Here is an 11700-nt window from a genome sequence, read left to right as displayed (position 1 = left end):
TTTAGCCAGCTCAGCGGGCTGTTACCGGAAGTAAGGATCAAGGAAATGGGGCATTTTGGTCCGATTTGCCCCTATTTCCAAGATCAAAGCAGCCCTCGAAGTGGTCCCGGTCACCCGAAACGGCGTGTGAGCCCCCGCACATCGTCGACAGACCGTGACCACCCGCCCGCCCCCGGTGCCGAAACCGCCGCCCCGTCCCGCCCGCCGGGTGGCCCGCACCACAACCCTCACCCGGAGCTCCCAGCGCGCTCACGCGCAGTCACGAAAACCGTGATCGCGGCCGACGCGCCGGCGGCGATCAGCCCGCCCGGCTCCGGTGGCGGTGCGCCCGCCGGCGTCCCCGGATGCACCCCGCCGGTCACGGTGGTCCACTCAAGACGACGAGAGCTCTCGGACGTCACCACGGAGAACGGAGAGGGGCCACCGATGCCGAAGGTGTCCAAGCAGACGGCGACCAACGTCCAGGAATTCGGGCCGGTGATCGACCGCCGTGAGGAGATGAACGGCTACACGGTCGAGTTCGTCTCCTTCCGGGCCGACGCCGACCTGGACGGGCCGCTTCAGGCGCTACCCGGCGGGATGTGCCAGTGCCCGCACTGGGGCTACGTCATCGCCGGCCGCATGCGCTTCGTGTTCGAGGACCACGAAGAGGTGTACGAGGCCGGCGACGCCTACTACCAGCCGCCGGGGCACCGTCCGTACGTGGACGCGGGCACCGAGCTGCTCCAGTTCAGCCCGACCGACCAGCTGGCCCGGACCGAGCAGGCCATCGTCGAGTGGATGAGCCGGCAGCAGGGCGACGGATCGCCCGGCCAGGAGTGAGCGCCCACGTCGGGGCGGGCGCCGCCGCCACGTCCGAGAGCGATCTTCGGCCCGTGACAGGGCGGTGATAGGCGCCTCGGGCATGCTCCCCCTGGCATCGCGTCGGGCGCTGTTGGCCGCCGGTCTACGCGCGATGACCCGTACGTCGCACTCACCAGGGGGAAACAACCATGTCCATCCGTCGCAAGATCGCCGCAGCCGCCGGAACGGCAGCGCTGGCCGGCGCCCTCAGCTTCACCGCCACTCCCGCCCAGGCCGCCGGGAACCTCTACACCATCCCCGCCTACGGCGTCGCCATCCACTTCAGCAACGGCTACTGCCTCGACGTCCCCAACGCCGATGCGTACGGCCAGCAGATCGTCCAGACGTGGTGGTGCAACAACACCGATGCCCAGCGCTGGAACATCATCCCGGTGGACAGCACCCACTTCCAGATCCAGAGCGTCCTCGAGAAGGGCAAGTACTGCCTCAACAACTACGAGGGCGGAGACGTCACCGGCAACTACATCCGCCTCTACGACTGCGGCACCAGTCCCGACCGCGTGTTCAACTTCGTCTACAAGGGCATCGGTTGGCAGCTCCAGCCGAAGTCCGCGTCGGTGAACTGCGTGAACATGTGGGGCGGTGACCAGCGGGGCAACGAGGCCCGTCTCTACCCCTGCGCCTCGGTCAGCAACGAGAACGTCTGGTGGCGTTACTGACCGCATCGCACCAGCAGTGCAGCCGCGCCCCGCGCCGACCGCGTGGGGCGCGGCTGCGCCGGGCCTTCGTAGGCATCGCCGCAGCCCTCACGTCGGTCCGCTGTGAGTCCGCTGTGAGTCCGCATTCAGTCCGCAGACTCTCCACATGAGACGACTTCCAGCTGTCGGATGATCATCTGTACTCATCAGTCGGAGATTTGCGGTAGTTTGTGGCGGCTCAGCGCGGTGGCCCGCCCCGCGGGCGGCATCCGCCCCCGTGGAACGGCCCGCATCCCTCATGCCGGCTCACGCAGGCTCATGCAGGGATCGCTGCTGATCACTGCGGCGGGGGCCTCGGCAAGCATCATGACCGGGCTCCGGCACGGCAGTTGTACCATGATCCAACTCAAGGGGGAACTTCTCCATGCGTGCTTCGCACAAGCGCTTTCTCGTGACGGCTGTTCTGCCGATCGCTCTCCTCGGGTCCATGGCCGCCCAGTGCGGCCCCGACAACCCCGAGCCGAGCAACACCGGGACCGCCACGGCCGCTCCGACCGCCACCGCCGCACCGACGGGCACGGCGGCTCCGACGGGCAAGCCGGCACCGACCGGCACGGCCGCACCGACCGCCACGGCCGCTCCGACGGGCAAGCCGGGTCCGGCGAAGAGCCTGTCGGTCGATGAGCTCACCAAGGCCCTGCTGACCAAGGCCGACGTGCCGGGCGCCACCAACTCCACCACCAGCCCGTCCGGTGGTGACAGCAAGACGGTCGCGGACAACGCCGCCTGTCAGCCCGTGCTCGACCTGATGGACGAGATGAACGCCACGACGAAGCCGACCGCGGCCGTGGAGAGCATCTTCAAGACCGGTTCGAACGTCGGGGTGATGATCAAGCTCGACCAGTTCGGCGCCGGCCAGGCTGACAAGGCCATCTCGTCCGCCGCGGCCGTGCTCGGGTCGTGCTCCAGCATCCCCGCCACCGTCCCCGGGAACGGCAACGAGAAGACGTCGATAGCCGCGTCGAAGCTGAGCTCCCCGGCGCTCGGCGACGCGACCCTGGCCTTCAAGGTGACCTTCAGCGGCGAGACGTCGGCCGAGTACTCCTTCGTCTTCGTCCGGAGCGGGGACGTCGTGATCGGCGTCAGCAACCTGGGGAAGGCCTCCATTCCGCAGCCGGACCAGGCTCTGGTGAAGAAGCAGTTCGACCAGGTGAAGGCCGCCCAGCAGCACTGAGCCACCAGCACTGAGCCACCAGCGCGGACGGTGAACCCCTGGGGTGCAAGCCCCAGGGGTTCAGCCGTCCCATGTCGCTGCTCACGGACGGGCCGGTGCAGACACCGGTGGGTGGCCTGTCCGAGCCCGGCCCGTCCGGAGCCGTCGCGGGATCAGCTGGTGACGGCGACCTGAGTGCATTCGTCGTTCGCGTTCCGGGTGTACCCCACCTGGTACGGCGAGAGCGCGATGTTGTACCAGTTCCCGCTGTCGTTGCAGAGGAAGGTGGCCCAGTGGGCGCCCGACGCCACCTTCCAGGTCCCCCACCAGGAACCGCTGTAGTACCCGGTGCAGGCGAACTGCGGGCCTCCGACCTGGGAGAACAGCTGCGCCGCAGGGTAGGAGCAGCTCGCAGGTGCGGCCTGGGCAGTGCCGCCGAGAGCGAGGGTGGTACCGCCGACGAGGGCGACGGTTGCCGCGGTCATGGCGACGGTGCGCCGGATGTTCCTCATGACTTCCTCCCTTGGCACGGTGCGCGTCGCACCGGTACCTGTCGTGTGGTGAACCCGCCGAATCGGGTGGCGTGCTCGCCGTCCATCGATGTGCGCGCCACGCGCAGAGCGGCACCCCGGCCGGTCGGTCGTGCCCGGCCGCCGGGGGATTCCGGAGCTGGTGCTTTCGGCGGTCCGTCCACCTGCCCCGGACCTCCTCTGCGCGTGAACCATCCTCGCCAGGTACGGCAGGGGACTCCATGTCGTTCCTGTTGCGTTGCTGTGGCGTTCGGTACTGACGACCCGTATGTTCGGTCCGGCGCACGAGTCGACCGCGTCGGGGGTTCACCGCTCGCTCGTCGGCTGGCGGAATCGGATGGCCGGGGGGACACGTGGCTGCGGAGTTCCAGACGGTCCTGCGGGAGTTTCGACTGCAGGCTGGGCTGACCCAGGAAGACCTGGCGGAGCGGTCAGGTGTGTCCAGGCACGCGATCAGCATGCTGGAGTCGGGAAAGCGGTGCCCGCGCCTGTCGTCGGTGAACCGGCTCGCTGCCGGCCTGGGCCTTGACCAAACCGGCCGAGAACTCCTGATCGCCTCGGCCCGGGTGGCGCATGCAGATGCTGTGGCTCCCGGCGTCGGAGGCACGTTGACGGCTCTCACCGCCGAGTCCGAAGAGCTGGCCGGGCAGATCGAGTGGGCCCAGCGGCTCAGCCCCGACGTGATCGACACCTTCATGGCCCAGACCGAGCTCCTGCGCACGCTCGACCGCCAGATGGGCCCTGCCAGCCTCGTGGAGCAGACGCACGCCCACGTGACGGCTCTGGAGAACTTCCTGGCCCTCACCATGCGGCCCAGCACACGGGAACAGGTTGCCTGGGCCCTCGCCGGTGCGGCCACGTTCGCAGCCTCACAGGCGCGGGACCTCGGCGCCGCCAAGAACGCCTGGCGGCTGGCGGAACTGGGAAGACGTGCTGCCGTCGAGGCGAATGACCCGCGGTACCTCGCGTACGCCATGGCACGGCAGGCCACGGTGCTGTCCACCGTCGGAAGGCCCGAGCTCGCGGTCCTGCTCGTCGAGGAAGCTCAGCGGACGGTGGGGAGCAAGGCATCTCCACGTCAGACGGCGTGGCTTCACGTCGCGGCCGCCAAGTCATTCGCGTACGCGGGTCAGCGGGACGCCGCTCTGCGGGCCCTGAACCGAGCTGACGCGCTGCTGCCCCCGGGAGACGACAGCCGCGATCCCGACATGCCGAACATCTTCCTCAACCACAACGACCTGGTCCGCCACCGGAGCCGGATCCTCTCGCACTTCGGTGACGACACCGCGCTGGATGCGCTGTACGACGCACTTGCCAGGAATGACGCGACGTTCACTCGCCCGACCGTCGCTCTGCACTGCGACCTCGCGAGGGCCCACCTCATCCGTGGCGAACGCGACCAGGCCGTCAACCATCTCCGGAACGCCCGGGGACTGGCCAACCGGGCCGGCCTGGCCCGTCACCTTGCGCGGATCGACCAGCTGACCGCGACGCTCTGAGCGTCAGCGGCGGGACTGGGGTTTTCGTTCGGCATCGCGTTCGCGGTACGGACCTTGCGAAGATGGGACACATGGTCAGCGTCGAAGAGTGGATCCGGGCCCGAAGAGACCTGCGGTTGGGGCAGCGGCTTTCCGGGACGGTGACCGCGGTGCCGACTCCGGGGGCCACCGGACTCTTCGTCGACGTCGGCCTCCCCGTCGGTGGGTTCGTCGACGTGCTGCTGCTCCCGGAGGACGCGCATCGGTGGCCGGCCGTGGGAACCGTGGCGGAGTTCGAGGTCTGGTGGGCTGACCAGCGGCCGCAGGTGCGGCTCAAGCCGGTGGACCGGCAGTTCCTGCGCGAGGACTTCGACGAGTGGCTGGCGCGGTGGCGTCCGAGCTGGCCGGAGAACCTGCCGGTGGATCAGGCCTGGGTGGAGGCGGAGGCCGCCCCGCTGCGAGAGGCCGGCACGGTCGAGGAGACGTTGCGCGCGGCCGGATGGCGGCCGGGGAGACGTGTTCCGGTCCAACCGTGGCGCGAGCTGCTGGAGGCGTCGGGACTGGTTCGCATGCACGAGGCAGCCGAACTCTTCCTCTCCGAGTTCGGTGGCTTGGACGTTCGCATCAGCGGGCCCGGCATCAATGTCGCCAAGGCGCGATTCCACTTCGATCCCGAGCTGGCGCTGGGCGAGGAGGACCGCTTCGCGGACTGGAGCGCGACACTCGGACGGGACATCTTCCCGATCGGCGAGCTCGACGAGGGCCGGTTCTTCCTCGGCATCGACGAGGACGGTGAGATCCACCTCGTCGAGACCTGGGTCGCGACGTTCGGCCCGGTCCAGGAGGCGCTGGAGCGGCTCACCCTGGGCATCGCTCCCCGGCGCATCGACTGAGACCGGGACTCGTCAGGACCGGGGGGTACCGGGCTGATCTGCGGTGCCGGCGGGGGCTTGCGCGGAGCTCGCCGCCCACCGGCCATCGCGATGACGCTACCGCTTACTTGCCGGTGGGCCGCCCGCCGCACAGGGCGTGGTCGATGAGGGTGCTGGCCGCGGCCTCCTGCGCCTGGATGTGCTGCGGGGTGTCGCCGCGGGCCTCGGACATGGAGACCACGGCGCTTCGCTTGCCGTCGTCGGTGACGCCGTTGACGGTGATGTAGCCGCCGTCGCCGCCCTCGTGGCTCCAGTACGTTCCGCCGCAGCTGAGGGGGCGTTCGGCGAGGCCGAGCCCGTAGCGGCCGTCGGGCCACATCTGTTGGAGCTCCGCGCTCACCGGGACGGTCCGCTTCATCTCGGCCTGCTGCCGGGCCGGCAGCAGGCGGCCCGCGAGCAGGGCGCGGAAGAAGTTGTTCTCGTCCCGCGTGGTGGTGACCCATGAGAGGTCCTGGCTCACCGGTATCTGGTCGGTGACGTCCACCCGGGAGCGGGGGCCGAAGAACTGGTAGGCCTGGGCGTGCGGCCGGGGGAGGGTGGAGGAGGTGCCCGTCCACCGGGTCTGGTCGAGGCCGAGCGGGCGCAGGATGCGGCTCTCGATCTGCTGGTGGACGGGTTGGCCGGTGGCCTTCTGGATGACCATCCCGAGCAGGACGTAGCCGGTGTTGGAGTACGCCCAGCCCTCGACGGGCGCCTGAGCCATGGCGCGGGCCACCAACTGCTCGGGGGTGTAGACGTCGTGGCGCTGCTGGTAGTACTCCTTCGGCGTCGTGTAGCCGGGCAGGCCGGCGTCGGAGATGCCGCTGGTGTGCTGGAGAAGTTGGCGCAGGGTGATCCGGCTGCCGTCGTTGCCGTTGCCCTGCACGACGCCCGGCAGCCAGTGGTCGACCGTGTCGTCCAGGGACAGCTTGCCCTCCGCCTCCAGCTGGAGGACGACGGTGGCGACCAGGGCCTTGGCCGTGCTGGCCATGCGGAAGTAGCCGTTGGAGGGGACGGGGCGGCCGGTTTTCAGATCGGCGGTGCCGCTGGTGGCGACCCACTGCCGCCCGTCGGGCGTGACCACGCGGGCCTGCACGCCGCTGATGCCGAGGGCGTGGATGGCCTTGGTGTCCTGGCGTAACTGCTTCATGGGGGACGAGCTGCTGGGCTGGGCGTCGGCAGTGGTGGCCGTGGCCACGGCGTTGGCGGCGAGCAGCGCGGCGATACCGGCTGCGACGGCGAGGCGCTTTCGCCGGATCGGCAGGATCGAGGTCGTCGAGGTCATGGTCGGACGCTAACCAGCTTCGACTACGAACGGGCGGGATCCCGGCGCACTCCAGGGTCGGATGGGGGATGTCCCCGGCCCGGCCTGGGGGACGTCCCCCAGCCCGGGCTCCGGGGTGCCCAGCGGCTCTGCCCGATAGGTCCGCCTGGAAATTGATCGGCCGCTGGTAGCCCGTCAGGCTGTCTCCGAGAGCTGATCTTGGAGGTGGCCGTGGGGCGTCGTCCGGGAGTGTTCGTCCGGTCAGTCAGCATGGAGGAGGGTCGGCGACTGCAGAGGATCGGCCGGACCGAGTACCCGGTCAGGGCCGCGTGGCAAGCCACGATCGATGTGTTCAGATGTGCAATTCGGGCGGGAAGCCGGTCCAGCGCAGCTCGGCAGGCAGATGCCGCATGTCGTTGTAGAAGAGGACGGAGGACGGCCGGCCGGGCGCGTATCGGATGACCGTCAGGGCGGCGTTGCAGTGGTTGAGGCCGAGCCAGCGCCACTTCGGCGCGTCCATGGCATGCCGGACGAGCCAGCCGACCAGGAAGTTATGGGTGACGACCAGTTCGTGCCGGGCCTCGTCGCCGTCCACCGGTCCGGTGAACCGCTCCAGTGCCTGGCGGGCCAGCACCGGGCCGCGCTCACGCTCCTCAGCGGTGAACTGGTCGACGAAGCGGAGCAGGAAGTCAGCCGAGTCCGCCGGTAGTTCGTCCCTTTCCGGAACGTCCGGGACGTAGTCCCCCGCAGCTTCCGAGACCTGCAGAGGGATGCTGTTCAGCTGTTCCCCGATCAGGCGCGCGGTCTGCGCCGCCCGGGGCAGTGGGCCGTGGTGAACGGCTGAGAAGGGGACATCACGGAGTCGTTGGCCGAGCAGTACCGCTTGACGGCGGCCGTTCTCCGTCAGCCCGCTCTCGTCCGGCAAGGCCTCGCCGTGTCGGACGAGATAGAGGTAGCGGGTGGCTGTTCCAGTCATTCCAAACTCCTTCGCGCCCACTAGCGATCTTGTGTGTCGTCCTGAGGTGGACGCCGGCCCTCCAGCCACGGTTCCTGGCAGTCAAGGTCAGCGCATCCTCTCGAATCGAACCTCCGGGACAGCCCGGCCGACGACGGCCCGGACGATTACCTGGTCAACCATCTGTGCGGAGCCACTAGTTGGGTACGGCCGCCGCTCGGCCCGCCGTCGTGGTGGTGTCGGCGAAGTCGCGGATGAGTGCCCAGACGTCGGCGGGCTGCTCCTCCTGGGCGAAGTGTCCGGCGTCGGCGACCATCGCGGTGGTGAGGTTCCGGACACCCGCGTCGCGGAAGCCCTGGGCGTAGGCGAGGAGGTCGCTGCCCTCGCGGTCGCCGCGGACGTACAGCAGCGGCGTCTCGACGGGGCCGGCGGCGGCGAACGCGGTGTTGTCCCGGGCGTCCTGGGCGAAGGCCCGGTACAGGTCGAAGCCGGCGGTGAGCGCTGCGGGGCTGCGGTAGGCGGCGGCGTGGGCGGCCCGTGACTCGGCGGTGATCCGTCGGGGGTCGGCGGACAGGACGTCGTAGAAGTAGTCGAAGTAGGCCGCCTGGCGCCCCTGGACGAGGGTCTCCGGCAGGTCCGGGACGGTGTGCAGGCCGAAGTGCCAGATGTGGGGGTTGCGCAGGACGTCGTTCCAGGGGTCGACGCCGGGGATGACGGTGTTCATGATGACGACACGGTCGATGGCGTGGTCGACGGCGCGGGCGGTGTCGTCGTACTGCCGCAGGTAGGCGTAGGCCGCCATGCCGCCGGCGTCGTGGCCGATCAGCGTGGCATCGGTGAGGCCGAGCTCCCGTACGAGGCCGTGGACGCCGTCCGCCAGCCGGCGCTTCGATCCGTCGCGGACTGCTCCGGTGGAGCCGCCGATGCCGGGCAGGTCGAGGGCGACGATCCGGGCGTCGTCGCCGCGAGCGGCTTCCATCACGCCCAGCCAGGTCCGCCACGACTCGGGCCACCCGTGCAGGAACAGGTAGGGGCGGCCTTCGGGGTGGCCGGATTCCACGAGGTGGAGGGAGAGTTCGCCGATCGCCACGGTGGAGTGGCGCAGGTCAATAGACATGATTCATGTCTATCAAACGACATGTGGCATGTCTATTGGGTAGACTGGCGGCCATGAGCGGCTCCAACGACCGGCCGGCCTTCGAACGAGGCACCGGCTTCCTGCTGGCACGCCTCGGCTCGCTCACCGCGCGCTCCTGGACGGCCTTCCTCGGCGAGCACCGGCTGTCCCAGGGCCAGTACGCCGTGCTGGTCGCCCTCGACCGGCACGGCGTCGTCGGCCAGCGCCGCCTGGCCGAACTGATCGCCGTGGACGCCCGCAACCTCGTGCCCGTCCTCGACCAACTGGTCGACCGGCGGCTGGTCGAGCGCCGCCCCCACGACACCGACCGCCGCCGCCGCGTCGTCACCCTCACCGAGGAGGGAAGCACCCTCGTCGGGGCGCTCGCCGTCGCGGCGGCGGAGGAACAGGACCGGTTCCTCCACGCCCTGCCCGAGGCCGAGCGCGAGCAGCTCAACCGCCTGCTCCAACGGCTCTACGCCGCGCACGTCCCGGCCGACGGGCCGGAGTAGGGGCGAGGAGGCGCCCGGAAACGGGGGCGGCTACGACCACTGATGAGGCTCTTCGGAAATGATGGCTGTGGCGGGTAATTCGTGACGCACCTGATGGCGGTGGGTGCCTTGCGTTTCACCCGACCATCTGTCGGACACCACACTTCATGACGTGATGACGGGGAGAACGCGATGCCTCTCGAGGGCGAGTACGAGCCGAGTCCGGCGCAGTGGGTGCGCGAGCAGGTCGAGCTGTACGAGAGCTCGGGCGGCACGCAGGGATCGACGCTCTGGGACACCGGCCTGCCCGTCGTCATCCTCACGACGCGCGGCGCGAAAAGCGGCAAGATCCGCAAGACCCCGCTGATGCGCGTGGAGCACGAGGGGCGGTACGCGGTCGTGGCCTCGAAGGGCGGCTTCCCACGTCACCCGCTCTGGTACTTCAACGTCAAGTCCGACCCGCACGTGGAGCTCCAGGACGGGCCCGTGCGCCGGGACATGACGGCCCGCGAGGTCACCGGGGATGAGAAAGCCGAGTGGTGGGAGCGCGCGGTCGCCGCGTATCCGCCGTACGCCGAATACCAGGAGAAGACCGACCGCGTGATCCCCGTCTTCGTGCTGGAGCCCGCGCGGGAGTAGGACTTGGTGATTGCGGCCGGGCCGGCGAATAGGGTGCCGTGGTGATCGCTACGCCGGAGGAGTTCGCCCGGAGCACCGTCGAACGCGAGGGGGAGGCCGGGGCTGATTGGCTCGCGGAGCTGCCCGGGATCGTGGAGGAGTTGCTGGGGCGCTGGGAGTGTGTGCCGGACGGCAGGGTCATGCACGGAGGCGTCGGTGTCATCGTCCCGGTACTGCGGCGGGCCGAGGAGACCGCTGTGCTGAAGGTGTCGTTCCCGCATCCCGGCAACGTCCACGAGCCGGACGCGTTCGTGGCGTGGGCCGGGCGCGGTGCCGTCCGGCTGCATGAGCGCGACGACGAGCGGTTCGCGATGCTCCTCGAGCGGGTTCATCCGGTGACCCTGGCAGAGGTCGAGGACGGCGACGAGGTCGTGACGGTCGCCGGGCGACTCAATCGTCGCCTGGCCATCCCCGCACCGTCCGGCCTGCCCCGGCTGCGCGAGCAGGCCGATGCCTGGGAGGAACAGCTGCGCCGGGACGCCGACGAGCTGGCACATCCGTTGCCACACCACGTACTGGATGCCGCCGTGGCGACCGCCCGGGAGCTGGGCCGGGTCCAGCCGGACACCCTCATCCACGGCGACCTCCACGCCCGGAACATCCTGCGCGCCGACCGCGAGCCATGGCTGGCCGTCGACCCCAAGGGGTGCGCGGGAGACCCCGCCTACGACGGCGGCACACTGCTGAAGTCCCGCGCGCTGACGCTCCTCGAAGCGCACGACCTGCGCAGGGCTGTCCACCGGACCTTGGACGTATTCGCCGAAGCAGCGGAACTCGACCGCGAACGCGTCCAGCGATGGGCCCAGTTCCATGCCGTCCAAGCGGCCTTCTGGGGCCGCCGCCACGGCTTCCGCATCGCCCGCAGCGGACCACGACGGGACTGGCTCACCGAATTCGCCGACCGCCTGGCGGCGTTGCTCACCGAACACTCGTAGAGCGTCAACGCGTTGGCGGGTCCGGTGGCGCAGACGGACACCCGCGTCGCTGGCACGGGCGTCCGTGTTCGGCCTGCCGTTGTGAGCAGTCGCGCTATTCCCCAGGCCCGCGGTGACGTAATTCCCCAGGCTGAGGCTCGATGAGGGCCTGGTTCCGAGGGCTTCGAGACCCGGTGCTCGTAGAGCGGCGAATGGTTGCGGTGCCGGCGGTGAGGTCGATGCCGGTCTTACGGGGTGCGCCGTCGTTCTCGTCGTCACGGAGCACGAGTTCGATCCGGCGCTGCTCCAGTTGGATCCGCTTGCTCGGGTAGAGAAGCGCGTGAAGTTCTTCCGTCGTGGTCGCGCCTGTCCCGCGTTCACCGGATTCGTGACTCAGCCGGAGGCGGCTGGCCAGCCAGCGCAGTCTCGGTGTCCGTAGGACGGCCTGCCGCCCGGCAGATGCGACGAAGAACAGCACGACCAGGGCTGCGGGAAACAGCAGGCTTCCCATGACGGGCAGCAGACTCGACATGTTCGGGGAACGTCTCCTCCGCTGGGGGACGTTCCCCGAACGCGGGGGCCGACCTTCGACGCGCGCACCTGAATGAGGCCGACCTCCGAGGCGCCGACCTGACCGGGGGCCGACC

13 protein-coding genes and 1 pseudogene are annotated in these 11700 nt (G+C 69.6%); 9 read left to right on the top strand and 5 right to left on the bottom strand.

Annotation, left to right across the window (positions count from 1 at the left end; all coding sequences use genetic code 11):
* The first annotated feature begins 426 nt into the window (after window positions 1-426).
* The 3 genes from ABTY15_RS32540 (at window position 427) to ABTY15_RS32530 (ending at window position 2736) form a co-directional block, all read left to right on the top strand.
* Window positions 427-822 carry a hypothetical protein gene (locus ABTY15_RS32540; RefSeq protein WP_350603417.1) on the top strand — a complete coding sequence of 132 codons (396 nt, stop codon included), beginning with the start codon at window positions 427-429 and terminating at the stop codon, window positions 820-822.
* 170 nt (window positions 823-992) lie between these two features.
* Window positions 993-1523 (top strand): RICIN domain-containing protein, encoded by a 531-nt coding sequence (locus tag ABTY15_RS32535; RefSeq protein ID WP_350603414.1) that lies wholly within the window; start codon window positions 993-995, stop codon window positions 1521-1523.
* Window positions 1524-1989: 466 nt separating this feature from the next.
* Window positions 1990-2736, top strand: a complete 747-nt coding sequence (locus ABTY15_RS32530) for a hypothetical protein (RefSeq protein WP_350603412.1) — start codon at window positions 1990-1992, stop codon at window positions 2734-2736.
* A gap of 152 nt (window positions 2737-2888) precedes the next feature.
* On the opposite strand, the gene ABTY15_RS32525 is transcribed toward ABTY15_RS32530, so the two are convergent.
* Entirely contained in the window at window positions 2889-3227 is a 339-nt protein-coding gene (locus ABTY15_RS32525; protein ID WP_350603410.1) for a hypothetical protein, read from the bottom strand.
* Between the two features lie 371 nt (window positions 3228-3598).
* On the opposite strand from ABTY15_RS32525, the gene ABTY15_RS32520 reads away from it, so the two are divergent.
* Window positions 3599-4744 carry an NsdA family TPR-like regulatory protein gene (locus ABTY15_RS32520; protein WP_350603409.1) on the top strand — a complete coding sequence of 382 codons (1146 nt, stop codon included), beginning with the start codon at window positions 3599-3601 and terminating at the stop codon, window positions 4742-4744.
* A 71-nt stretch (window positions 4745-4815) separates the two neighbouring features.
* Window positions 4816-5616 (top strand): SUKH-3 domain-containing protein, encoded by an 801-nt coding sequence (locus tag ABTY15_RS32515; RefSeq protein ID WP_350603406.1) that lies wholly within the window; start codon window positions 4816-4818, stop codon window positions 5614-5616.
* Window positions 5617-5719: 103 nt separating this feature from the next.
* On the opposite strand, the gene ABTY15_RS32510 is transcribed toward ABTY15_RS32515, so the two are convergent.
* From ABTY15_RS32510 to ABTY15_RS32500, 3 genes are all read right to left on the bottom strand, one after another.
* Window positions 5720-6919 carry a serine hydrolase domain-containing protein gene (locus ABTY15_RS32510; RefSeq protein ID WP_350603404.1) on the bottom strand — a complete coding sequence of 400 codons (1200 nt, stop codon included), beginning with the start codon at window positions 6917-6919 and terminating at the stop codon, window positions 5720-5722.
* Window positions 6920-7250: 331 nt separating this feature from the next.
* Entirely contained in the window at window positions 7251-7874 is a 624-nt protein-coding gene (locus ABTY15_RS32505) for a histidine phosphatase family protein (protein WP_350603401.1), read from the bottom strand.
* A 175-nt stretch (window positions 7875-8049) separates the two neighbouring features.
* Window positions 8050-8970 carry an alpha/beta fold hydrolase gene (locus ABTY15_RS32500; protein ID WP_350603399.1) on the bottom strand — a complete coding sequence of 307 codons (921 nt, stop codon included), beginning with the start codon at window positions 8968-8970 and terminating at the stop codon, window positions 8050-8052.
* A 53-nt stretch (window positions 8971-9023) separates the two neighbouring features.
* On the opposite strand from ABTY15_RS32500, the gene ABTY15_RS32495 reads away from it, so the two are divergent.
* The 3 genes from ABTY15_RS32495 to ABTY15_RS32485 all read left to right on the top strand — a co-directional run bounded on the left by ABTY15_RS32495 (window position 9024) and on the right by ABTY15_RS32485 (window position 11074).
* Window positions 9024-9482, top strand: coding sequence for a MarR family winged helix-turn-helix transcriptional regulator (locus ABTY15_RS32495; protein WP_350603398.1), 459 nt, complete (start codon window positions 9024-9026; stop codon window positions 9480-9482).
* A gap of 171 nt (window positions 9483-9653) precedes the next feature.
* Window positions 9654-10100 (top strand): nitroreductase family deazaflavin-dependent oxidoreductase, encoded by a 447-nt coding sequence (locus tag ABTY15_RS32490; RefSeq protein ID WP_350603395.1) that lies wholly within the window; start codon window positions 9654-9656, stop codon window positions 10098-10100.
* Window positions 10101-10141: 41 nt separating this feature from the next.
* On the top strand, window positions 10142-11074 hold the full coding sequence (locus ABTY15_RS32485; RefSeq protein ID WP_350603393.1) for an aminoglycoside phosphotransferase family protein: 933 nt from the start codon (window positions 10142-10144) through the stop codon (window positions 11072-11074).
* 94 nt (window positions 11075-11168) lie between these two features.
* Here ABTY15_RS32485 and ABTY15_RS32480 read toward each other — a convergent pair whose 3' ends face one another.
* A complete protein-coding gene (locus ABTY15_RS32480) occupies window positions 11169-11585 on the bottom strand; it encodes a DUF6191 domain-containing protein (RefSeq protein WP_350603391.1) in 417 nt (138 codons plus the stop codon).
* Window positions 11586-11632: 47 nt separating this feature from the next.
* Between ABTY15_RS32480 and ABTY15_RS32475 the strand changes: the two are divergent.
* Window positions 11633-11689: pseudogene (locus tag ABTY15_RS32475) on the top strand (pentapeptide repeat-containing protein); the annotation flags it as partial.
* Window positions 11690-11700: the final 11 nt, after the last annotated feature.

The sequence above is a fragment of the Kitasatospora sp. NPDC097643 genome, assembly GCF_040302625.1.
Taxonomy (GTDB): Bacteria; Actinomycetota; Actinomycetes; order Streptomycetales; family Streptomycetaceae; genus Kitasatospora.
Note: the sequence above shows the minus strand (reverse complement) of the source record. Positions and strands in the feature narration are given on the sequence as shown.